This window comes from Chroococcidiopsis cubana SAG 39.79 (assembly GCF_003991895.1).
Classification (GTDB): Bacteria; Cyanobacteriota; Cyanobacteriia; order Cyanobacteriales; family Chroococcidiopsidaceae; genus Chroococcidiopsis; species Chroococcidiopsis thermalis.
Window position 1 is genome coordinate 1 of the sequence record NZ_RSCK01000095.1, and the last position, 23056, is coordinate 23056.

Sequence of the window (23056 nt, forward strand, 5' to 3'; positions counted from 1 at the left end):
GTCAAGTTTGTAGCAGTGTTGTTAACTCCCAGATCTTAGTACATAGTCAGTATGGGGGAGTTGTACCAGAGGTTGCTTCGAGCCAGCATTTAGAAATTATCAATCAGGCGATCGCCCTAGCTCTAGAGCAAGCTGAAATGAACTGGCAAGATCTGGATGGGATTGCGGCGACTTGCGCGCCTGGCTTGGTTGGTGCTTTGATGGTGGGCATCACGGCAGCAAAAACTTTAGCATTAATCCATCAAAAGCCTTTTTTGGGCGTACATCACCTAGAAGGGCATATTTACGCTAACTACTTGAGCGAACCAAGTTTGCAACCGCCTTTTTTGTGCTTGTTAGTTTCTGGCGGACACACTAGCTCGATCTACGTTAAAGATTGCGGCGTGTACGAGACATTAGGTGAAACCCGCGATGATGCGGCTGGAGAAGCCTTTGATAAAGTTGCACGGCTCTTGCAATTGGGATATCCTGGCGGTCCCATCATTGACAAATTGGCACAGACAGGCAATGCTCAAGCTTTTTCCTTGCCAGAGGGAAATATTTCTCGATCGCAGGGTGGTTATCATCCCTATGATTCGAGTTTTAGCGGCTTGAAAACAGCAGTACTGCGATTGGTAAGACAGTTAGAGCAGAATGGTGCTGTACCAGTGGCAGATGTAGCGGCAAGTTTTCAGGAAACAGTAGCGCGATCGCTAACTAAACGGGCGATCGCTTGCGCTCGTGACTATGGCTTAGAAACTATCGCTGTAGGTGGTGGAGTTGCAGCCAACAGCAGCCTCAGAAAACACCTGCAAGTAGCAGCAGCCAGTCATAATCTGCGCGTGTTATTTCCGCCTTTAAAGCTTTGTACTGATAACGCTGCCATGATTGGTTGTGCTGCTGCCGACCATCTTAACCGAGGGCATACCTCACCCTTAACTTTGGGCGTGCAGTCGCGTTTATCTCTTAAAGATGTGATGCAACTGTATTCAGTTAACAATTGACAGTTATCAGTTATCAAGAGACAAAGTTGTCGGGGCGGGTTTGTTCCCAGATGTCTGTTAATCCAGGAGCAATCTGGTAGTCAAACCCGCCCTTACAGTAGTTAAGTGTAATAACCAATTACCCATTACCTATTACCCATTACCCATTACCCATTACCCATTACCATTCTTTCCATTCTCCGTATTTCCACGTTAAGTCTTTACTATTTTTGTAATTTGAATAAAGTTTTCATAAATATACCTGGAGATGGTTAGACATCCTCAGTGAATTCCAGTATGGTTTTATACATGTAAGGTTTATTAGTAATATTTATATGTCTCTAGATGTGCAAGAAATTAAGAGTGCAATTAGAATTCACGACTATATTTCACAATTAGAAAAGCTAACAAAATTAACTCTAAAAAACTCAGATATTATGCTGGGTGCGCCGAAAACTAAACTTGTTTTTGACTTACCGACTCACAATAAACCTTGCTACGAGTATGTCGAGCAACTGTATCAAGAAATTGGCGATCGCGATTTGCTGATGCAAGCTCTAAGAACGGGCTGGCATTATATCAGTTCTAACGGTACAACAATTCCCGTATCGAAAGAAAAGTATTTTCAGCAATTAAACTCCTCTCAAGCATTTCGCGTTGCCAAACAGAGAGGCTATCAAGTTCCAGAGAAATTTTTAACTACTAAACAGTTTTGCTACGGGCAGTATGAAGCTTATTCTGCTATGCATGAAATTATGCATGGTAAGGCATTAGGAATTTGGTCTAACAAAGCTAATTTCTCTAATTTTATGTATAACTATGCCAAGTTTTATAAAGCAATTAAACTAATTGCCCCTCAATTTATCGTACCGAGTTCTAGCTATCAATCTTCTATTCCATATATTTTAGACCAACTGTGGGTGGCGAGTCATAACAGCAACCAAGTTAGATTATTAGGCTTAGAAGTTGCTGGCGAACAACATTTTCTGAATGGAGGACACAGCAAAACTTTAGGGAATGAAAAGTATCTAGAAAAACTAGGTTTTGAGATGTATCATGTCGCCAGTTGGTGGTGTCGGGTAGATCCATATCGCGTTATTTGTGAATTTTTAAAAGAGTCGGGAATTTTTCCGGAAGCACAACAATATTTAATTGGTGCAGAACTAGATACGATTGATAAATACGTCTGCGGTATTTGCCACCGTCCGATGGTAAGACTAGGTTGGGATTGGATTCAACAGTGTCAAATTGGCGATCGCACGGTTTACGCTCACAAACACTGTGTCGCGCACAAAGTTGCTGACAAGCTTTCAACTAGAGGAAGATTAGACGTGCAATCGCAAAGATGCTAGCACCCAAAACTGCACTTATCGGCACCGTAATAATCCAAGCTGCGGCAATTCCTCGCACAGTTTGGAACTGAATTGTTTTCCAATTTCTGACTAAACCAACTCCCACAACACCACCAACTAGAGCATGGGATGTAGAAACGGGTAAACCCAGGCGCGAAGCCAGTAAAATTGTTGTTGCCGTAGCTAATTCAGCACAGAAGCCGCCACTGGGTTGTAAGGGAATAATTCCCTCGCCGATGGTGGCGATGACTTTTTTACCCCAAACAGCTAAACCTGCAACAATACCAGCACCGCCAAGTACGAGAATCCATAACGGAATCGCGATGCCATCTACAGGGACACTAGCAGTACGAATAATATAAGTGATTGCTGCTAAAGGTGCGATCGCATTCCCGACATCGTTAGAACCGTGTGCGAAAGCGACGAAACAAGCACTCAATAATTGGAAGCGTGCGAGTTGTTTTTCTACAAGGGAGTCGGGAGTCGGAACTACTTTTGACCCTTCACTTTGTTCGAGGGCAAGCTTTTGACTTTGAACTTTTGACTTTGCTAGTTGTCTCCAACCATAGAAAGTTAGAGATACAGAGGCGATCGCTCCTAGCCCTAAAGGTAAATCGCGGGGTGGAAGTTGTAAACCCCAATGTTGAGTTAGCAAAGTATATATTGGATGACTGACAGTAGGTAGGACGATAACACCAAAAATACCGATCGACGCCACACTTAACCAAGGAATCCACTCGTCTAGCTGTTTGAGAGGATCGGGTTGAGTCAAAATCCAGCGTCTTACCTGACTGTAAAATGCAGAGGCGATCGCACCGCTGACTATCGGCGTAATCACCCAGGCAAAAGTGATTTTACCGATTGATGCCCAGTCTATTGCTTCCCATCCGATCGCGCAAGCACTAAAACCCGCGATCGCTCCTACAATTGCATGAGAAGAGGACACGGGTAAGCCCTGTGATGTCGCGATTTGCAACCACGCTCCCCCAGCTAGTAGAACTGATATCATGCCTACTAACAATACTTCTGGCTGAGAAATGAATAGGGCAGGATTGAAAATTTTGGTTGCTAGAGTTTCTGAAACTTCATGTCCAAACAGCACCGCACCTGTAAATTCTAGAGTCCCTGCAATGACTAATGCTTGACGCAAAGTCACAGCTTTAGACCCGACAGAGGTTCCCATCGCATTAGCAACATCATTTGCGCCTAAGTTCCAAGCAACGTAGAAGGATAGGAGCGCAACTAAAAAAAGAATCATGCTTATTCGCTCTCAACACAGCCATCATACCCTCCCAGGAAAATTCCGGGTACAATGATAGATTGTGCAAGATACCCAAACGCGAAGATCTGGAGATCCTTATGTCCCGTAAATGTATGCTCACAGGCAGAAAGGCAAACAATGGTTATGCCATTTCCCACTCTCACCGCCGGACTAAAAAAGTGCAAGAAGCCAACTTGCAGTGGAAACGGGTTTGGTGGGAAGAAGGTAATCGCTGGGTGAGACTGAAGCTTTCGACTAAAGCAATCAAAACCCTCAACATCAAAGGCTTGTCAACAATGGCAAAAGAAGCCGGAATCAACCTCAACCATTATTAAGATTTGATGGTATTTTCTATTGACCATACTAAGTTTAATGGTTAATTTTCTGGAGCCGTAAAATTTTGCGGCTCTACAAAGTAGAATTATTTGCAGTCTCTTTTCGCCTTCCTCTTCATAGGCTGAATTGATCTCAGCTAGGCGTTACTTTGTTCGCAGCCAATACCTGCTTGAGCCAGTAATTCTCTATCTTCTCTAGGAAATTCTCGCTTCCTTCCTCATAACTTCCTCAAGTTATTTGTTTATAACCGTAACTGTAGGGCAACGATCCCCCGTAGTTCTTTACGAGCAAGGGAGTCAGTAAACAATGACTCGTTTAAAACTAGCAACAGTTTGGTTAGGTGGCTGTTCGGGCTGTCACATGTCATTTCTTGACTTAGATGAATGGCTGATCGACCTAGCGGCTGGGGCAGATTTAGTTTACAGTCCCTTTATGGATACCAAAGAATATCCAGAAGGGGTGGATGTGGTATTGGTAGAAGGAGCGATCGCTAATGAAGATCACTTGCAAACGATTAAAACAGTAAGAGAGCGATCGCAACTCCTGATCTCATTTGGTGATTGTGCTGTAACTGGTAACGTGACAGCTTTACGCAATCCATTAGGTAGTGCCGAACCAGTTTTGCAACGCTGTTACATTGAAACCGCAGATGTGCGCGGACAGATTCCCCAAGAACCGGGTATTGTCCCGCCTTTATTAGATCGAGTCACGCCAGTACATACAGTCGTACCTGTCGATATTTACTTACCTGGTTGTCCGCCTCCAGCGGCGCGGATTCGAGCCGTACTGGAATCGCTGCTGCGTGGAGAAAAACCGCAGTTAGAAGGGCGCGAGTTTATCAAGTTTGGTTAGAAGCTGAGATCTCGATCCCCCTAGCCCCCCTTAAAAAGGGAGGAACTGGTAGCCTCCTTACCTCCCTAATTTCCCTGAAAAAGTGAGAAATTCAAAGCCCCCTTTCTAAAGGGGTTGGGGGATCGAGTCTCTACAAAAAAATCATTGCGAAAAGAGCAGTATTCTATGTCCCAGCGAATTGTTATCGATCCAGTCACGCGCCTTGAAGGTCACGCTAAAATTACCATCTACTTAGATGATGCCGGACAAGTGACCGATGCTCGGTTCCACGTCACAGAATTTCGCGGCTTTGAGAAATTCTGTGAAGGTCGTCCTTTGTGGGAAATGCCAGGAATTACGGCGCGGATTTGTGGAATTTGCCCAGTGAGTCACTTGCTAGCTTCTGCTAAAGCAGGCGATCGCATTCTTTCTGTCACTATTCCCGCTGCTGCTACTAAATTGCGTCGGTTGATGAATTTAGGGCAAATTATCCAATCCCATGCTTTGAGTTTTTTCCATCTCAGCGCCCCAGATTTACTATTAGGCATGGATAGCGATCCTCAAAAGCGCAACATTTTTGGGTTAATTGCCGCTCAACCAGAATTAGCCAGAGGTGGAATTCGACTGCGGCAATTCGGACAAGAAATTATTGAAATATTAGGGGGGCGCAAGATTCATCCATCGTGGGCAATTCCAGGTGGCGTGAGGGAACCATTATCTCAAGCAGGACGCACGCAGATTCAAAGCCGCATTCCAGAAGCTAAAACCACAATATTAGATGCGCTAGACAAGTTTAAGCGCTTGCTTCAGGACTATGAAAGGGAAGCTCAAACTTTTGGTAATTTTCCCAGTTTATTTATGGGTTTGGTCACATCTGATGGTTTGTGGGAAAACTACGACGGATATATTCGGTTTGTCGATAGCGCTGGTAATATTATTGCAGACAAACTCGATCCGACTCGCTATCAAGAATTTATTGGTGAGGCAGTTGAATCTTATACTTATCTCAAGTTCCCCTATTATCGCCCTTTAGGATATCCCGACCAAAAAGATCGCTGTCGTTTAGATAGTGGCATTTATCGAGTTGGACCTTTAGCACGATTAAATATTTGTACTCATATTGGCACTGCGATCGCCGATCGAGAATTAAGCGAATTTCGCGATCGCGGTGGTGGTACTGTACTCTCATCCTTTTTTTACCACTACGCCCGACTGATTGAAATTTTGGCATCAATCGAGCAAATTGAATTGTTGCTTGACGATCCACAGGTGTTATCTACTAAAATCCGTACCGAAGCTGGAATTAACCAATTAGAAGGAGTTGGTTGTAGTGAAGCACCACGCGGGACTTTATTTCATCACTACAAAGTTGATGAAAACGGCTTAATGCAGAAGATAAATTTGATTATTGCGACGGGGCAAAATAATCTCGCAATGAACCGCACGGTGGCTCAAATTGCCCGACATTTTATTCATGGTGCAGAAATTCCTGAAGGAATGTTGAATCGTGTTGAAGCTGGAATTCGGGCTTTCGATCCTTGCTTAAGTTGTTCGACTCATGCAGCCGGACAAATGCCATTGCACGTTCAATTAGTAGGAACAGATGGAAGTGTTGTTAATGAAGTTTGGCGGGATTAGAGCTGTAGAGACGTTACATGTAACGTCTCTACAGGGAGAAGATAAAACTAAAATCAAATCGACAATCTGATGGGCGAGAATTCAAAAACTATTTTGGTAATTGGCTATGGTAATGACTTACGTAGTGATGATGCTGTGGGGCAAAAAGTAGCTAATGCGATCGCCTCTGAGGAATTACCTGATGTAACATCGCTGTGCGTTCATCAACTCACACCCGAACTAGCTACATTTTTGGCAACAGCCGACCTAGCAATTTTTATCGATGCCTGTTTTGCAAGTGTCTGCGAAGATGTGCGACTACAAGCGATCGCACCTACCAATTCCACTGCGATCGGCGGACATACAGGCGATCCGCGATCGCTATTAGCCCTGACGCAAGCGCTTTACAATCGGGTTCCGAATGCTTGGTGGGTAACGATACCGGGAACGAACTTTGAATTAGGCGATCGCCTTTCACCCAGTGCTGAACGAGGTATTCAGGTAGCGCTGGAACAAATTTACCATTTGATTAAATTAGGCAAGGTAGAACTATGCATGAAGTTGGAATGATGCAAAACGTTCTCGCAACTGCTGTAGAACGTGCAAAACATGAAGGTGCAAGCCATATTCGCCTGCTGCAAATGCGAGTCGGTGAGGCATCTGGGGTAGTACCAGAATCCTTACAACTGGCGTTTGATGTGGTGAAAAAGGAGACAATAGCTGAAGATGCCAGATTTCAGGTGGAGTCCGTACCAGTCGTCTGTTATTGCCCCAATTGCACTACTGAATTTCATCCCACCGATTTATTCTACGAATGTCCCGAATGTCACCAACCATATTGTGAGGTACGACAGGGTAAAGAGTTTGAACTGGCATTTTTAGAAGTTTCCTAGTCGATCGCTAGCTTCGCAAATTACCATTCATCAACCATCAACCAATTCACCCCGTAAAACTAAAACAGCTTGTCCTCCCAATAAAACGCGATCGCCTTGACAGCTAACTTTAATAACTCCACCCCTAGCAGAAGCTTGATAGGCGAGAAAATTATCTTTCCCCAAGCGATCGCGCCAGTAGGGTGCAAGGCAACAATGCGCCGAACCCGTCACCGGATCTTCGTCAATTCCGACATTAGGCGCAAAGTAGCGAGAGACAAAATCATACTCTGAGTTTGTCCCTTGGCTGGTAACGATTACGCCTTGTACGGGCAAAGTTTTCAGTAAACTAAAATCTGGCTGAAGATTGCTGACAATCTCCTCCGAATCTAATTCCACCAAATAATTTCTATGCGTCTCACCTACATACTTGGGTTTGGTTCCCAAAGCTTTCATCAAATCGGCAGGTATTTCCGATGCAGCAGGAACTTGCATTGGGAAGTCTAATTCGATCCATTCTCCTATCCGTTTTGCCGTCAGCAAGCCACTGAGAGTGTGAAATCGAGCTGTTTCCTCTGGCTGCAAATAACCCTGTTCCCACAGCACATGAGCGCTAGCTAGGGTAGCATGACCGCACAGAGGAACTTCTGTAGCAGGGGTAAACCACCGCAGATTGTAGCTACCATCGTCTTGCCGGAGTAAGAAAGCCGTCTCTGATAAATTCATCTCCTTGGCAATATTTTGCATCCAACCGTCATCTCTCGATCGCGGCAGAACGCATACAGCAGCAGGATTACCTGCAAAAGGTTTATTTGTAAAAGCATCGACCTGAAAAATGTCTTGTCCCATTTCAGTTGTCATGGCAAAAGTGGCTGAGATGACATATCGCTCAAATTGGCAGATTGTAAAAGCCCGTTCCAATTTGCCTTGAGAGCGGCATTTTCTGGCTGCTGTAAGCGCTGTTCGGCTATGGTGGCGATCGCGTCGTACCATAAGCCTTGTTGAGCGTAGAGATCGAGTCGTTGTTCGGGTGTGGCTGTGTTGAGTTTCGATCGCATCGCGGCGGTTGGCGATACGCGCTGTACCCATCCTTCGACCGAATCTTTGATCGCAATAGTAGAATCTTGGCGATCGCAACTGGCTGCTATTTCTGTTTTCAAAAACCAGTGATAGTTCTGATTGAGCTTAAGTGGCGGTTGGGTAGATGGTAAACGCACGCCGATGATGCCTGGTTTAGCTGGCAGTTCGACAGCAGAACGATAGACATCGTTATCGCGATCGTCTTGTAGGACGAATTCTACAGAACGGAGTGAAGGGTTGGCAGCAGGAATGTAAAACCAGAAAGTAGGATACTCGGCGATCGTCTGTCCCCAAACATACGTTGCTTTACCCGTGCCTACAGTCTTTTCTACGGCAGGTGCTAGCGCCGTTAGCGGCAGCTTGAAGCCGCAGTCTCCTCCTCGTCCGGCTGCGCCTCTAGTTCGTCCGGTGGGAGTGCCGGAGGTAGGAAAGGGCGGCGGCGTGTAACGGGGTTGAGTGCTGACTTGCTGATGAGTGTGATTTTGACTGTTATTGTGGGTTGCGATCGCTGCTGTGGGTACGAGCATTGTGAAGGCGATCGCTGCTGTGGCTGCAAGCTTGTGCATGATCTCACCTCAATCTATCTTTAGTGTAGGTTTCAGCAGTAGATTGCTGCTATCGGGCAAAGAACGCTTGACGACCGCAATTCTGCCTCCCGTCACGACTAAAGCCAAAGCCGCAGGGACTAAAGGCAGCCAGCCACCTTGAAGTAATAATATCCAACTCGATCCATATAGAGCTGCAATTGTCAAGCAAACACTCAATCCCAATCGCGCGGGAGAACGCCAGCACCAAACAACAACTCCTCCCACTAACGACCAAGCCCAAATCCAAACAATCTCACCCCAGAGAGGCAGAACCCACAGTGGTGTCCGTCCGTCCAAAACAGCACTGAGGAGTTGACTCACCATCTGAGCTTGTAAATAAATACCTGGAATTTGTTTTTGCAGTCCCTGTCTGCCGATGCTGTAGGGAGTAGACCACGCATCACCAGTACTAGGAGCCGCTAGACCGATCAGTACAATCCTGTCTTTGAGGGTACGGGCAAGATTGGGCGGAATGCGATCGCTCAGTATATCTCCTAGCGTCACTGCGACGGCAATATCGTCTACAGAGTCAAAGGGACGGTAATTGAGTAACAGTTGATAGCCTTTAGGATCGATTCTTTGATAACCGCCCGTATGGAAAGGTTGCAAACGCGGAAAAACGACATTACCGAGTTGTAAGTTACCATTGGGCGTGAATCGAGTTTCAATTCCTTTCGCTGCCAAATATTGATGAGCGAGTTGAAAACTGAGCGCGGTATTAGCACTACAACGGGATGTGAGTGGCGGATCGAAATTGAGCAAATGGCGGCGCACGATGTTGTCATCTGGATCGGCAATGACATCGCTAAAACCTATCCGTTCTGGCGCGACTTCTGGCGGGGGTTGAACGCCACGCGGATCGAATTCTGGATCGCTGACTTTACAGATAGCAAAAAGGCGATCGCTTTTTTGGAGCCTTGACTTCAGACTTGGTAATTTCTCTACCGGAAAATCGCGGTAGATATCCAAACCGATAACTTGTGGGTGAAATTGTTCGAGTTTTTGCAACAGTTTTTCCAATGCCAAATCTGACAGAGAGCCTTTTCTCTGTTTCTGTTCTGGCAGCTGCAAATCTTCCTCTGTCACCGTCACAAGTAACAGACGCGGATCGGCTTTTTCTATAGGACGCAGCCGCATTAATTGGTCAAAAGCCTGCAATTCTATAGTTTGGAATAATCCCAATAACCGCATTCCTACCACCGCCGCCGTGACAATGGTGCTGGTGAAGCAGACGCGCCGCAGAGAAAGCCGTTGTCGTGGTGGACGTAGACGTTGCATCCACTGTTGCCAAGTTGGAGGAATTTCGGCAAGATTTTGATAAATGACTGGTAGCCAGCTAGCAGCAGGATATTCACTTTCCCATCCCTGGAGTCTTTCCCTTGCCTCTCGTACCGACAAATAGAGAGACTTTCCCCCGGCAAAAGCCTGGAGAAAACTCTTCAAAAATTCTTGCGCCACGCGATCCGGTACGGGTTCGCGCATGAATACTACTTGGGGAATGTGCAAACTTGCCAAGTCCCGCGCCAAACCCAAGCCATCGCAAGAGTTAAAAATGGCTACGCTCAAACCATTTTCTACCGCAGTTTGTAAAGCGTGTTTGAGATCGGCAATAGTTAAACTTTCCGTTTGATTTAAATAAATTCTGCCTGTAACTTCATTCTGTGAGGCAGTTGTTTGACTGGCACTATGTCCGGCAAAAAATAAAATATCCCATCCTTGGGTAGACCATAACTGACGGTCTAACTCTTGACGTGACGGCTCAACCAAAAACTTGACATCTGCTCCTGGCAAGGTTTCGAGCAAGTTACGGTCTGCTTGAATGTCAATTCCGGCACTACTACCTAAAATCGCTAAAATTCTGATTTGAGTGCGAGAGGATGTCGTTTTCAGCGCAATTTCTTCGTAAGCAGGGGTACTCAGGGCAATTTCTGCTTGAGGATAGCGAGCAAATAGATCGCAGCGATGCCAGGGTAGCCGCTGTAATAGTAAATCTTCAGTTTGCAAAATAACTCGAATTGCATCCGCAGGCATTAATTTTTCTAAAAACTTATCCCTTAAAGCAAGAAATGATGGAGAGGAAAGCCAATTGTTTAGACTGCGGCTGAGGGATTCTGCGGCATTATAACAGTCTTCTAAAACACAAACATTCGTAATTTGGACGGCAGCGGCTTCCAGACGCGATCGCAAACCCAAGCTGTAGTAAGCCGATTGCCATTTTCTGTAGAGTTGCGGGATTTCCGGCTGGGGTGGTAATCTGCCAGCAAGTTCTACAGCGGGGCGATCGCCATCCTCGCCAATTTGCAGCGTGACAGGAAATCCCTGCTCAAAGCTACCTTCGCCAAACTTCAAGACAACTAACTTACCCACGATCTATCACCTGTAGGCACGTCATTTTAAGTTGTAAGTCGTAACTCAAATGATAAAGTGTTCGGTGATGCCAACATCCCCCAGAGCTACTTTAACGCTAAATCTTTCTCCGGTAGTACCGCTAAATTGCAACTGAATGTAATTATCGGCGCGTCTGGCTTTAGCTTCCAAGAAAACTGAACCAGATTCATCCAACACGATTAACTGTAGCGACGGCGGTAAAAATGTCTCTCTCCCCGTCGGATGCACTTGTACGATCAGATCGGTTTTCTGCTCTGATGCAGGACGCAGTTCCATGACCAAAGCGACTGCATGACCAGCTAGCTGCATCCCTAAGTCAATTAACTTTGCCCGTCTGACAAAATTTTCAGGGCGATCCACTTCGTTTGTATTCAGTTCTTCTGTTTTACGAAAGCTAAAGGTTAAATTGTGTTCGGTTGGATTTAATAGCGAGACGACAGTTTGCCAACCTGGTTCAAACGTATTTTGGAACCACTGTCTCAAGTTAACCGTACTCGTGGGAGGATTCGCGTTAGCGAAGCTTAACGAAGTTATCGCGCTTAAGTCTTGCAAGTGGGACAAGAGATCTTCCGGCGATCGCAACTGGTTAACGGTCAACTGTTCTTGGGTAACTTGCTGGACAAAACCCAGGATACAGACCTGTTTTTCTACTTCATCCAAACGCACGACAACATAACCGATCCGATCTTCCCAAACCTCCGGTGGCACGTAACAGGTAGAAGCATCAGTGGCGATCGCTCGACATTCCAGGCGACCCAAACCCGATACCTCCAAGTCTGCTGCATCCACACACGCACGCATAAAAGGATTCCAACTATCGCACTCGTTCCAATTCACCGGAACGCCCATCATTTCCAAATAATCGCGGACGGCACACACAGCCAAGGTATTCAGTCGCACTTGCTCTGCTTTTTGTGACGTTGGCTGCTGCTGGCTAAACTGCCAAGCAATGCTATTCGCGGCTTGAGTAATTGGTAACGGAAGGGAGCGATCGTTTTCTCGTGCTTGATAATTCATGATAGGTATCCTCTAAATACCCTTGCGATTCGCCGAATTTACGCAATCGTGGTAGGCATTGTCGCCGATAGAAACTACTCAGTGTCGAAACGGACAGCTTGTATTGCGCTGCTAAATCTTCCCAGCTTGTCTCTGGTGGCAGCCTTTGTAACAATAAAACTTGGCAATTCACCTTTGGATAACCTTGAATATAAGTACGGCGGAGGTCGCCATCAGGATCGGTTTGAATCCACTTTCGTGTCGTTTCCAAAATTGGTGGGACATCGGGCGGAGCTTCCAAGGCTTCAATCGCGTCTTTCCCCAGCTCGTCAACAGAATAGACTTGTCTAGTTGTCGAGTTATTGGTAGTCTTTCTTTGCAGGTATAGGTCTTGCAGCCGTCGCCGCAAATATGCATTTAACCAAGTCGTGATACTACTACGACTGGGATCGTAGCGATCGCCTGTCGTAGCTTCACACAGGTTACGGCAGAAATACAGCCAGGTTTGTTGTAAGGCATCCTCGTAATCGGGAGTATTTTCTTTCCACAGCTTGCCAGACTTGGCAATCGAGCGGACAATTCTCGTTAAACCTCGCTGGCGATCGAGACTACCGATCTTCTGCTGACAAGTTTCTACGACCAATTGACGCAGACTCACCTCAAATTCTTCCATAACAGTATTTTTTATTTGTCTCTCCAGCAGGGGTATGTTTATTTTCGAGGAAAAATCCTCTGAAATCACTACCGCGCTGCTTGTTGTCTCACCTCCTAGACATAGCGTGTTTCCTCCGCTATATACTTATCAGCTTTATAGAAGAAAATTATGCAGGTGAGTTTTATTAAGTTATGTAAGTAAAACAAGAAGAATGTCACGCAAAAGATCATGCCAGTAACGCGCAGTCGCGTTCTGGGGCGCGTCGCCAAAATGACCAATGTAGAATATGCTCAAGCCGCCAAGCTATAGGAAAGAGTCATCTGTAGAGCCATCGGCGCATCTGTGGTAGACTCAAGGGAATGAGAATCTCGCGTGGCATTGAACTGGGCGAGACTGTTGCTGTTGGAAGGCATCGTCCAGTTGTTGTGGGCATTGACCAGGGGTTCTGTCTGATGACGCAATACAACCAGAAATGCTTGAGCCGCTAATACCAACGTCATGTGGCGTAGCCAACCATGCCAAGAGCGGACTTCGTATTCACCCAAGCCTAATTGATATGAAGCAATTTTGAAACACTCGAAAATGCTTTACTTGGGTTTGACCGAGCCTGCGATCGCTGGCGCAAACTCTATGGTGATGCCGTATTTCAATTGCAAGCAGCTCGACAAACTGTAGATCGTTCTGCCAAAGGTGGCGTGACTCAAGAGGAACGCAAGCTAGCCCAAACGCAAGAGCGAGAAGCCCAAAGGCAAATCGATCTGCTGGTGGGGCAAATCAGCCCGAACCAAAGCCAATCTCAGTTAGAGTTTTACCCTTACCGTTACTTTGCTGCCGAAGGCTTTCTACCAGGATATAACTTTCCCCGTCTCTCAGTCCGCGCTTACATCCCTGCTGGCGATGCAGGTAGATTTGTCTCTCGTCCCCGCGTGGTAGCAATTCGCGAATTTGCTCCTAGTAATGTCGTTTACTACGAAGGGTCGAAATTTCAAATTGCCAAAATGCGAGTTCCCGTGGGTGGAATCGAGGGTAAATACGTCCGCGTCAGCGTTTGTCCTAGCTGCGGCTACTTCCATGAGGGAGATGATTCCCTACGCGACACTTGTGAAAACTGCGGTGCAAAGATTGTCGCCGATCGCGATGGCAACCCTGGCAAACTCAATCGCGTGCTAGAAGTAGAGACGATGATAACCCGCAGGCGGGAACGGATTACTTGTGACGAGGAAGAACGGCTCAAGTACGGTTACAACGTCACGACACATTTTCGCTATGCGCCGCAAAAGCAAGAGATAGCAACAGTCATAGCAGCGGATGGAACGCAGCTATTGCAGTTAATCTATGGTGAAACGGCAAAATTGCGGCGGATCGATCGGAGCTTGAGACGCGATCGTACCGAGCGCGGATTTAAGTTAGATGCAGCAACAGGAGTGTGGGGCGATCGCTCTACGAATGAAACATCCCAAGAGAATCTACAAACAGAAGTCAACCTGATGGTAGATGATACTTCTAATATCCTCGTAGTCGAACCAGTTAACATTCCTACTGGGAATTCTGAGGCATTTCTCGTCACTCTCCAGTTTGCTCTAGAACGAGCCATCCAAGCAGTATATAAACTCGAAGCGGACGAACTAGCCTCCGAGCGCTTGGGTCAAGGGCAACACTTACTTTTTTGGGAAGCCGCCCAAGGAGGAGCAGGCGTTCTTTCCCAAATACTCGAAGACCCTGATGCTTTCAAGCGGCTTGCAAATGCTGCGTTAGATATTTGTCACTTCTTACAAGAGAAGCAAAGCTGTACGAAAGCTTGTTATCAATGCCTGTTATCCTACCGCAATCAGTTCGATCATCCATTGTTAGATCGCTACCTAATTCGCCCTTGGTTGGATCGGCTTGGTAGCAGTACCATCACTCGTCAAGCCGCAAATGGTTCTCGTGAAGCTCAGTACCAGCAATTATTACAGCAGACAGATCCCAACTCTAATTTTGAGCGTGTTGTCTTGGCAGAGATCGAGCGACGAGGATTAAAACTACCGGATGCTGCCCAAGAGTTAATTTCTGAAGCTAACTCCAAACCAGACTTTATCTACAAGAATGCTAAAGTTGCTATCTTCTGCGATGGTTCGATTCACGATCGCCTAGAACAACAACAGCAGGACAAAATTGAGCGCGATAATCTCAGATATGCGACTGGCTACTACGTTCTTACCTTGAAATACAAGGAGGATTGGCAAGAACAACTAGACATCTTAGCTTCTTTGTTGTAGTTTGTCGGCGAAATAGTCCTCAAAAACCTACTTTCTCAGCAGAAAACTACTGAATATTCACTGCGATCGCACCCAAAGCAGCTTTTCAATGGAAAGCAAGCAAAATATGCAGAAGTATTGCCAACCATTAATCTACGTGATAAATTTTATACATCCTAATTAAATATACTGAATAAAAGCTAAAGCGTACTAGATGCACAACTGCAATTAACAACGGTGGCAAAAAGTTAAAACATTAGCAGTATGATTGTTTATTCAAGTAGCAACTATACTGCACATTACCGATATCTATTATATTTAGTATCGTTTATAGCGTGTCTATTCCAGTTGTGACATTTCTATCAAGGCTGTTGATGGTTGATGGTTGATTGTTCATTGCCATCAACTATTAGCTGTTAGCAAAACTCTACCAAGTTTACGATTCGCTTCTCATCGATCGCGTACAAGTAAAAATTTAACTTTATTGAATTAATCAGCTAAGTATGTATATTTCATCGCGTGCTGCTCTTATAAGAAATATTTCTGTGTCTATAGTTAATGGAACAATTACACTAATTATTTTACTAATTGCTCCACTAGGAATGATGGCTGTAATCGTTAATACGTTACTGGTTACAGTTGCTACATATACTGTTACTATTGCCGCAGACCAAGTCATTAAATTTCTTCAACCCGATCGGCAGATATCATTTATTTCTCAGCCTAGACACTCGGAAATTAGGACTCGCGATCGCTCTGGATTAAATCGGCGGCAATAATGCGATCTCTCTACATTTCTCAGCAAGGATGCTACGTTTCTCTTGAACAAGAAACTCTAATTATTAAGCAGGGTAAAACAGTTCTTGGTCAAGTGCAAATACCGCATTTGGAACAAATTCTGGTTTTTGGCAAATCCCAAATCACTACCCAAGTTATTCGAGCTTGCTTATGGCGAAATATTCCGATTGCATACCTTTCCCGTATGGGTTACTGTTATGGACGTATCCTACCAATTGAACGCGGTTATCGCCAATTGTCTCGCTATCAACAGCAGATAACACTAGTAGAACAATTGTTAGTAGCACGGCAGATTGTCCGAGCCAAATTAAAAAATAGTCGAGTCATTTTACAGCGACAGCAGCGCCGTCAGTCTTCAAACATAATTATTGCTGCAATTCAAAGCTTAGAGTACCTAATTGAGAAAGTAGATCGAGCTACTACAGTCGAACAATTAATGGGTTTAGAAGGAGCTGGTGCATCACAATACTTTTCTGCATTTGGAGAGTGCATTAACTCTGCTGAATTTGTCTTTGCAGGTCGTTCTCGTCGTCCTCCAGGAAACCCTGTTAATGCTATGCTTAGCTTTGGCTATCAAGTCTTGTGGAATCATCTACTGGCGATGATTGAAATTCAGGGACTCGACCCTTATTATGCTTGTCTGCATCAAGGAACAGAGCGTCATGCGGCTCTAGCCTCCGATCTCATTGAAGAGTTTCGCGCTCCCATTGTTGATACTTTAGTATTGTGGTTAATCAACCGTCACATTATAGATGCTCAAAATGACTTTGTACATCATAACGGTGGTTACTACCTTAATGATTCTGGAAGGTCAAAGTATATTAAAGCGTTTGTACAAAGAATGGAAGAAGAAATTCAAATCGATCCAGAAGAAAAACAACCTAAATGGGATTTACTCACACAACAAATTAAAGCATATAAACAATTTATTTATCAGCCCATACAGCTTTATCAACCTTATCAAATTCGCTAGATCGTGCTATTTTATGTAGTAGTATATGATATCCCTGATGATAGAAGACGTAAAAAAGTATCGGACTTACTAGAAGGATATGGCAAGAGAGTACAGTACAGTGTATTTGAGTGTATACTAACTCAAACTAAGTATGACGAATTACGTCAAAGGCTAAGAAAAAGAGTCAAATTAGCGGAAGATAGTATACGTTTTTATCCGATCTCAAAACATACGTTAGCTCAAGTAGATACTTGGGGCGGATTGCCATTAACGAAATTACCTGGGTCAGTTGTTATTTAAATTTGACTTGCGAAGGTTACAAGAAATGGCTGAAAAGCTAGTCAACACGTTCTTAGCCTCGATTCCTTATCGTGAAAGGGCTTCAGCAATTTTTAACTCTCCATTTCCCCTATTCTTAGCCCCAGAAACTAGAATCTTCGCAACTCGTCTCTGGACACTATGCAGTATATGGGTTTAAATTGAAGGACTCCCCACTCGCTGGGGAAATTAATTGAATGGAAACGAAAAAGCAGAAAAGTCAGCCCTGTTTTTATGATGGCTCCCCACTCGCTGGGGAAATTAATTGAATGGAAACATAAAAGCCAATAATAGAGATTTAGTTGACGCTTTTGTCTCCCCACTCGCTGGGGAAATTAATTGAATGGAAACCAGATAATTTGCGCGTACCAGCGCCGTAACCCATTCAGCTCCCCACTCGCTGGGGAAATTAATTGAATGGAAACAAAAGAAGTCGGCATGACTCCTGAACTAACTATTCTCCTCCCCACTCGCTGGGGAAATTAATTGAATGGAAACATAATGATGTCGCCAGGGCTAGGATTAGGAGATTCTAAACTCCCCACTCGCTGGGGAAATTAATTGAATGGAAACATAAAAAAATAGCAAGAGCCCAAGCTGATAGCGACTCTTCTCCCCACTCGCTGGGGAAATTAATTGAATGGAAACATTTTTTAGCAGTTGATTTTTTCTCACTAGTTTTTACACTCCCCACTCGCTGGGGAAATTAATTGAATGGAAACTTAAAAGTAGGGTAGTTCCAAGCGTTGCTGCACCTAACTCCCCACTCGCTGGGGAAATTAATTGAATGGAAACTTCCCATATTTATATCTCGTCAAACAAATTCCATTCAAACTCCCCACTCGCTGGGGAAATTAATTGAATGGAAACCTACGGAGTTACAGTAATTATGCCATTAACTAGAGCAAGCTCCCCACTCGCTGGGGAAATTAATTGAATGGAAACTAACTAAGAAGGAGTAAATAGGATGAACGCAACAGTATCTATCTCCCCACTCGCTGGGGAAATTAATTGAATGGAAACTGCCTGGTACTCGCGAAGGCAGTGTCGTTCAGAAATCTCCCCACTCGCTGGGGAAATTAATTGAATGGAAACTTCAGTTGCTTTAAATTGCCAATCGTTAACGTCTGCTCCCCACTCGCTGGGGAAATTAATTGAATGGAAACAAGAATATAAAGCTATCTTTAATTCCCCTGAATAGGCTCCCCACTCGCTGGGGAAATTAATTGAATGGAAACCGATCGCGTCACAAATAAAATCGTTATCTGTTTTCTCCTCCCCACTCGCTGGGGAAATTAATTGAATGGAAACTCCTAATTTCGCGCGGCAAGAGCGGCAACCAGCTTCCTCCCCACTCGCTGGGGAAATTAATTGAATGGAAACCCCACTATGAAAGTAGTTAACTACTTAACTACTTGACTCCCCACTCGCTGGGGAAATTAATTGAATGGAAACTCAACCAAGGGAAATTTCCAACTGGGATGGAAGCAAACAGCTCCCCACTCGCTGGGGAAATTAATTGAATGGAAACTAGGAAGACGATGCTTCCTTAAATTGCTTTAGTAGCCATCTCCCCACTCGCTGGGGAAATTAATTGAATGGAAACTGGACATTGAGGTTGCAGCAGTAGTATACGTTGAGAACTCCCCACTCGCTGGGGAAATTAATTGAATGGAAACTCAGGAAAATGACGAAGAGTCGTCGCAACCATAGATGCTCCCCACTCGCTGGGGAAATTAATTGAATGGAAACGTAGAGTAGATGTGTTAGAGCATCTATCTCAAAAACTACTCCCCACTCGCTGGGGAAATTAATTGAATGGAAACTAGACCATATTCCTTTCTCCAAATTTTTACAACAAGAAACTTCTAACTCCCCACTCGCTGGGGAAATTAATTGAATGGAAACAATATAGGAAAGGAGAGATGAACGTTACCCAGTTATAAAACCTAACTCTAGAGGAATTCTAGTTACTACCCGAAGGGAAGACAGCATTTGAATTAGTAGATGGTAAGGCAATACCCAAAGTGTCCCCAAAATATTTTCATTCCTCGTTGTAGAAAACTCTGTTGAGGCTGATAGAAATTTGTTGTCAAGGCAAGGGTCGGACTTCACCAGAATGGGCAGTAGTCTTACAGCGCAATGGCAAAGACTGAGTTCCTACTCCTGCTCTAACTTATGTCTCTGACGATCGCCTACCCAAACAGTGGAAACGCAACGAAGCCTGTCCCGTTCCCTGCACCTTGGCAATCGAGATTGTGTCGCCAGGACAAAGTTTTGCAGAGTTTGAGGAAAAAGCTAGACACTATCTCAACGCTGGATGCGAAGGTCGTAAGCTTTCTTTACCCAAACCAGGCTGTACAACTGACAAAAGTTGCAAAATCTAAGCTAATTGTTATTTTTGAAAACGGATGGGGAACTCTGAAATATAGTGTATTTTCAGCCAAAGGAAACTCATCCGTGTCTGAAGCCTACTGGCAAGCTAAAATCTGGGGAATTCTACACGATCCAGCCCTCAAAGCCCTACACAACAATCGCGGTCGCGGTGACAATAGTTGTTGGCAAGAACTAGCAGTCATGCAAAGCTGGTGCGAGAATGGATGGAACCCAGAAACGTCTGGGGGCAAATTGCTCGAACACCTACACTTAGCAGACTTTATCGCCTCAGCCAGCGATCGCGCTGCCATTGGTAGTCTTCCTACTTCCGTCAACTATGCTAGCCCCAACCGCGATCGGGGTCTAGAAATTACCCATCTGCTATCCAGTGCTAGACAAGAATTTAAACTCAACGATTTACATCATCAAGAATTAGTCAAAGCATCACCAAGAGCCGACCATCTACACCATATCGAGCAAGAACTATTTAATTTACAAATAGTCGATCCAACCGATAAACAGCTCAAAACAATTAAGCAGATTCAATCTCCTGAAAAACTATTTTGGTGGCTGTGGCGTTGCCTTCCCAAAGCTGTTTGCAACGCCTTTGGTAACGACGAGTCTTTGTTGCTCATGCCTGCCGAAACGCGCATCCCTGATGGTTCGATCTGGAGCCATGCCAGTTTGACGGCAGCGATCGCCGGAGCTTTAGCAGGATACGATCTCACAGCTGACGACATTAAACGATGGAGCAGTGGTAAGACTTTATCCCATGCTTATTTAACAACTTTTAGCTTTTCTCCGATTCAAGAATTAATCAAAGCCAGTCGCAAAATGCGGGACTTGTGGGCAGGATCGTGGGTGCTGCATTACCTATCTGCTAAAGTTTGTTGGGCGATCGCCTGGAAATACGGTCCCGACTGTATCCTCTATCCCAGTTTGTTTCAACAACCTTTAATCGATCGCTGGTTATTAGAAAAATGGAGCGATTTTCAACCTTGGATCGATCCACCGAGCGATCGCCAGCTTCTAACTGCTGGATTTCCCAATGTTCTCGTGCTGATCTTACCCAAAGACAAAGTAAGAGCAGCAATGCAAATGGCAGAGGAAACACTCAAAGCAGAGTGGTTGAAACTCGGTAGCCTGGTCTTTCAGGAATTACAAGGACAACGCCACTGGATGCCTGAACTAACTGAAGATAGCAAAACATGGAAAGGATGGCTGCAAAGCCAATGGCAGACATACTGGAGTGCTTTACCAATTGGTAAAGAAGGGGAAGAACTCAAAAGTGCCGCAATTCCCACCGAACGCGAACCAGAATTTCACGCTTGGGTAGAGACACAAAATCAAGCTTACCAAGTTGGCGATCGACAAAAACTTTTTCAAAAAGCGGAATTAGATTTTCTCCGACAAGCTTACGACTATCGTTTAGAAAGACAGGGACGTAAGTTTAGTGTCAATATTGGTTCTTGGTGGGCTTATATTTTTGACCAAACTCGTTGGTCTTTGACTGCGGTAAAGACGGCTCGAATGTGGCAACTACCCACAGCTTTTGATGTCCGTTCTACCATTTCCGGTTTAGGTTCGGCAGTTCATCCTGGTTCAGATTGGATATCGGAAAAAGAAATCAAAAAACTTTGGCAGCGCCATGCAGGTTTATTTGACGGTCGCGAGCAATTGAATGCTACAGAAACTTTAAAGCGGGGTTTGCATTTAGTTATACCCGATCTGCTTAGTCTTGATACAGATGAAGTAAATGCTTCCTATCCCGATTTAACAGCAGGTGTAGCGGGATATTTAAAAACTAGCGATCGCACTCACTCCAATTACTTTCATCGAGTTTGTCGCGCTGTCAAACAAGAATTGCTAAACAAAGAGCGATTCATTCCAGACGCTAATGAAAAATGGGGAATTCCTTGGATCGATAATAATCAAGACGCGGAATTCAAGCAATTTCATCCTCGTTTACTCAATGCTGGTTGGTTAGTTGAAGACTTAGAAACGCGAGAAGTCTTAAATACTCAAGAAGAAATTAAATTTATCCAACAGCAGATAGATAGAGAAACCGAACCCACATTATTGAACCAAAAAAATCAAAAACTAGAACAATTAACCGCAGATTTATCAGACATTAAAAAACAATATCGTCAAAACATTCAAACAGTTTTAGATAGATATTATCCCAGCCACAATCCTGCTGATTGGTATGTCGTAGCTGCTGGCGATGGCGATGGAATGAGCGAATGGTTAAAAGGACAAAAACTAGAAAATTACAGACACTACGTACCTTCTAGCTTATCTGTCCCTGAATCATTGCAAGAATCTTGGCAGCAGTTTTTGCAACAGCCGAAACGGATGGGTCCGTCTACCCACAACGCCCTTAGCCGTGCTTTACTAGACTTTTCTAACCAACTCGTGCCTTACCTGACAGAGCAACGCTACGCCGGACGCTTAATCTATAGTGGCGGCGATGATGTTTTGGCATACACCAATTTGTGGGAGTGGGATAGCTGGTTGTGGGATATTCGCCAATGCTTTCGCGGCGCTGAAGATCCCCAACAAGAGTTTAAAAGCCAAGGAGACTATTGGCAATGGTCGAGCCAGGAATCAAACCCACCTGTAGCCAAACGTCCCCTATTTACGATGGGGCGCAAAGCTACGATTAGTTTCGGAATCGTCATTGCCCATCATTCAGTTCCTTTGGCGATCGCGTTAGAAAATCTTTGGCAAGCAGAAGCCGCAGCTAAAGAGCATCACAGCCTAGATCCTCAAACAGCGCCCAAAGATGCGGTTCAGGTGCGAGTGCTTTACGGTAACGGCAATATGCTCGCTGCAACTGCCAAATTCGACATACTCAATTGCTGGCGATCGCTTCTCAACTGTAAAATTACCGCAGAAGCTAGCCTTACTGCTGCTTTATTTGAACAAGCTGCTTATGCTTGGGGTCAACATCCCGCTCCAGTACCAGAGGCGATTGGTGTTTGGGTATGGGCATTTTGCGATCGCCGCGATCTCTTTGATGGCGAAAACGATGCCAGAGGTAAGTTTCAAGACCGCTTGAAAGAATTTCTAGTTGCAATTTGGCAAACAACACCACCACAAGAGTGCGATCGCGCCATTGAAAACTGGTTGAAATTAGCTGCATTTATTTTGCGGAACCGTCAGATCGAGTTAGGAGGAGTTGCTTAAATGCATTGGTACACGCTGACTCCCCTCGATGTTCTCATGTTCCGCGATGCCAAACCATTTACACCTGGCGAACGTGCCTGGGCTAGCAGTCAGATATTTCCACCTCACGGGCATACTATTGCCGGAGCAATCCGAGGGCTGTTGCAGGACGATCTCAAACTTACCATCAGAGGCTATTCATAAAGTAAATCTTAAACGAGGCAAAAAGGAGAAAAATCAACTGTAGGATGCTCTATTAAGGATTCA

At 44.9% G+C, this 23056-nt stretch carries 19 protein-coding genes, 2 pseudogenes and 1 CRISPR repeat array; of the genes and pseudogenes, 14 read left to right on the plus strand and 7 right to left on the minus strand.

Translation table 11 applies throughout. The features are described from left to right. Both tsaD and DSM107010_RS30655 read left to right on the plus strand, forming a co-directional pair. The coding region (tsaD, locus tag DSM107010_RS30650) for a tRNA (adenosine(37)-N6)-threonylcarbamoyltransferase complex transferase subunit TsaD (protein ID WP_127024702.1) at window positions 1-983 on the plus strand (983 nt) is incomplete at its 5' end. Window positions 984-1297: 314 nt separating this feature from the next. Beyond that, the gene (locus tag DSM107010_RS30655) at window positions 1298-2314 is read left to right on the plus strand and encodes a hypothetical protein (RefSeq protein WP_015153893.1); all 1017 of its coding nucleotides are present in this window, start codon (window positions 1298-1300) and stop codon (window positions 2312-2314) included. On the opposite strand, the gene DSM107010_RS30660 is transcribed toward DSM107010_RS30655, so the two are convergent. Then, entirely contained in the window at window positions 2277-3572 is a 1296-nt protein-coding gene (locus tag DSM107010_RS30660; protein WP_106168912.1) for an inorganic phosphate transporter, read from the minus strand. The two genes, DSM107010_RS30655 and DSM107010_RS30660, sit on opposite strands and share 38 nt — an antisense overlap. 101 nt (window positions 3573-3673) lie before the next feature. Between DSM107010_RS30660 and rpmB the strand changes: the two genes are divergently transcribed. From rpmB to hypA, 5 genes are all read left to right on the plus strand, one after another. Beyond that, window positions 3674-3910 carry a 50S ribosomal protein L28 gene (gene rpmB, locus DSM107010_RS30665; protein WP_015153895.1) on the plus strand — a complete coding sequence of 79 codons (237 nt, stop codon included), beginning with the start codon at window positions 3674-3676 and terminating at the stop codon, window positions 3908-3910. Between the two features lie 307 nt (window positions 3911-4217). Further along, entirely contained in the window at window positions 4218-4763 is a 546-nt protein-coding gene (locus tag DSM107010_RS30670; RefSeq protein ID WP_015153896.1) for an NADH-quinone oxidoreductase subunit B family protein, read from the plus strand. Window positions 4764-4928: 165 nt separating this feature from the next. Next, complete coding sequence (locus DSM107010_RS30675) at window positions 4929-6380, plus strand: Ni/Fe hydrogenase subunit alpha (RefSeq protein ID WP_106168911.1); 1452 nt, start codon at window positions 4929-4931, stop codon at window positions 6378-6380. Between the two features lie 69 nt (window positions 6381-6449). Beyond that, window positions 6450-6929, plus strand: a complete 480-nt coding sequence (locus tag DSM107010_RS30680; protein WP_106168910.1) for a hydrogenase maturation protease — start codon at window positions 6450-6452, stop codon at window positions 6927-6929. Further along, window positions 6911-7252: a hydrogenase maturation nickel metallochaperone HypA gene (gene hypA, locus DSM107010_RS30685; RefSeq protein WP_106168909.1), complete on the plus strand. Its 342-nt coding sequence runs from the start codon at window positions 6911-6913 to the stop codon at window positions 7250-7252. Before DSM107010_RS30680 ends, hypA begins: the two co-directional genes overlap by 19 nt. Window positions 7253-7282: 30 nt before the next feature. Here hypA and DSM107010_RS30690 read toward each other — a convergent pair whose 3' ends face one another. From DSM107010_RS30690 to DSM107010_RS30715, 6 genes are all read right to left on the minus strand, one after another. Then, complete coding sequence (locus tag DSM107010_RS30690) at window positions 7283-8080, minus strand: PhzF family phenazine biosynthesis protein (protein ID WP_127024708.1); 798 nt, start codon at window positions 8078-8080, stop codon at window positions 7283-7285. Between the two features lie 8 nt (window positions 8081-8088). Beyond that, window positions 8089-8877, minus strand: a complete 789-nt coding sequence (locus DSM107010_RS30695) for a DUF928 domain-containing protein (protein ID WP_106171235.1) — start codon at window positions 8875-8877, stop codon at window positions 8089-8091. A 9-nt stretch (window positions 8878-8886) separates the two neighbouring features. Next, window positions 8887-11265, minus strand: a complete 2379-nt coding sequence (locus DSM107010_RS30700; RefSeq protein ID WP_127024705.1) for a CHASE2 domain-containing protein — start codon at window positions 11263-11265, stop codon at window positions 8887-8889. A gap of 45 nt (window positions 11266-11310) precedes the next feature. Continuing rightward, window positions 11311-12303, minus strand: coding sequence for a DUF1822 family protein (locus tag DSM107010_RS30705; protein WP_106168837.1), 993 nt, complete (start codon window positions 12301-12303; stop codon window positions 11311-11313). After that, a complete protein-coding gene (locus DSM107010_RS30710) occupies window positions 12239-12955 on the minus strand; it encodes an RNA polymerase sigma factor (RefSeq protein ID WP_015153904.1) in 717 nt (238 codons plus the stop codon). The genes DSM107010_RS30705 and DSM107010_RS30710 overlap by 65 nt, the downstream gene beginning before the upstream one ends. Window positions 12956-13227: 272 nt before the next feature. After that, window positions 13228-13482 carry a hypothetical protein gene (locus DSM107010_RS30715; RefSeq protein ID WP_041462413.1) on the minus strand — a complete coding sequence of 85 codons (255 nt, stop codon included), beginning with the start codon at window positions 13480-13482 and terminating at the stop codon, window positions 13228-13230. A 105-nt stretch (window positions 13483-13587) separates the two neighbouring features. On the opposite strand from DSM107010_RS30715, the gene DSM107010_RS30720 reads away from it, so the two are divergent. The 7 genes and pseudogenes from DSM107010_RS30720 to DSM107010_RS30750 all read left to right on the plus strand — a co-directional run. Further along, window positions 13588-15195 (plus strand): Zn-binding domain-containing protein, encoded by a 1608-nt coding sequence (locus DSM107010_RS30720; protein ID WP_106168836.1) that lies wholly within the window; start codon window positions 13588-13590, stop codon window positions 15193-15195. A gap of 482 nt (window positions 15196-15677) precedes the next feature. Then, a complete protein-coding gene (gene csx18 / locus DSM107010_RS30725; protein WP_106168835.1) occupies window positions 15678-15953 on the plus strand; it encodes a CRISPR-associated protein Csx18 in 276 nt (91 codons plus the stop codon). Next, complete coding sequence (cas1, locus tag DSM107010_RS30730) at window positions 15953-16945, plus strand: CRISPR-associated endonuclease Cas1 (protein WP_106168834.1); 993 nt, start codon at window positions 15953-15955, stop codon at window positions 16943-16945. Before csx18 ends, cas1 begins: the two co-directional genes overlap by 1 nt. Before the next feature lie 3 nt (window positions 16946-16948). Further along, a complete protein-coding gene (gene cas2 / locus DSM107010_RS43240) occupies window positions 16949-17227 on the plus strand; it encodes a CRISPR-associated endonuclease Cas2 (RefSeq protein WP_106168833.1) in 279 nt (92 codons plus the stop codon). Window positions 17228-17414: 187 nt separating this feature from the next. After that, a CRISPR array of direct repeats spans window positions 17415-19153; the repeat unit is 36 nt; unit sequence CTCCCCACTCGCTGGGGAAATTAATTGAATGGAAAC. A gap of 263 nt (window positions 19154-19416) precedes the next feature. After that, window positions 19417-19632: pseudogene (locus DSM107010_RS43245) on the plus strand (Uma2 family endonuclease); the annotation flags it as partial. A gap of 73 nt (window positions 19633-19705) precedes the next feature. Beyond that, window positions 19706-22810, plus strand: a complete 3105-nt coding sequence (cas10, locus tag DSM107010_RS30745) for a type III-B CRISPR-associated protein Cas10/Cmr2 (protein ID WP_199755842.1) — start codon at window positions 19706-19708, stop codon at window positions 22808-22810. After that, window positions 22811-22984, plus strand: a pseudogene (locus DSM107010_RS30750) (type III-B CRISPR module-associated Cmr3 family protein); the annotation flags it as partial. Window positions 22985-23056: the final 72 nt, after the last annotated feature.

What these genes read in the sequence shown, in the direction of transcription:
- DSM107010_RS30655 (WP_015153893.1), top strand. Translation starts at nt 1,298, where the DNA reads ATGTCTCTAGATGTGCAAGAAATTAAGAGTGCAATTAGAATTCACGAC.
- DSM107010_RS30660 (WP_106168912.1), bottom strand. Translation starts at nt 3,572, where the DNA reads ATGATTCTTTTTTTAGTTGCGCTCCTATCCTTCTACGTTGCTTGGAAC.
- rpmB (WP_015153895.1), top strand. Translation starts at nt 3,674, where the DNA reads ATGTCCCGTAAATGTATGCTCACAGGCAGAAAGGCAAACAATGGTTAT.
- DSM107010_RS30670 (WP_015153896.1), top strand. Translation starts at nt 4,218, where the DNA reads ATGACTCGTTTAAAACTAGCAACAGTTTGGTTAGGTGGCTGTTCGGGC.
- DSM107010_RS30675 (WP_106168911.1), top strand. Translation starts at nt 4,929, where the DNA reads ATGTCCCAGCGAATTGTTATCGATCCAGTCACGCGCCTTGAAGGTCAC.
- DSM107010_RS30680 (WP_106168910.1), top strand. Translation starts at nt 6,450, where the DNA reads ATGGGCGAGAATTCAAAAACTATTTTGGTAATTGGCTATGGTAATGAC.
- hypA (WP_106168909.1), top strand. Translation starts at nt 6,911, where the DNA reads ATGCATGAAGTTGGAATGATGCAAAACGTTCTCGCAACTGCTGTAGAA.
- DSM107010_RS30690 (WP_127024708.1), bottom strand. Translation starts at nt 8,080, where the DNA reads ATGGGACAAGACATTTTTCAGGTCGATGCTTTTACAAATAAACCTTTT.
- DSM107010_RS30695 (WP_106171235.1), bottom strand. Translation starts at nt 8,877, where the DNA reads ATGCACAAGCTTGCAGCCACAGCAGCGATCGCCTTCACAATGCTCGTA.
- DSM107010_RS30705 (WP_106168837.1), bottom strand. Translation starts at nt 12,303, where the DNA reads ATGAATTATCAAGCACGAGAAAACGATCGCTCCCTTCCGTTACCAATT.
- DSM107010_RS30710 (WP_015153904.1), bottom strand. Translation starts at nt 12,955, where the DNA reads ATGGAAGAATTTGAGGTGAGTCTGCGTCAATTGGTCGTAGAAACTTGT.
- csx18 (WP_106168835.1), top strand. Translation starts at nt 15,678, where the DNA reads ATGTATATTTCATCGCGTGCTGCTCTTATAAGAAATATTTCTGTGTCT.
- cas1 (WP_106168834.1), top strand. Translation starts at nt 15,953, where the DNA reads ATGCGATCTCTCTACATTTCTCAGCAAGGATGCTACGTTTCTCTTGAA.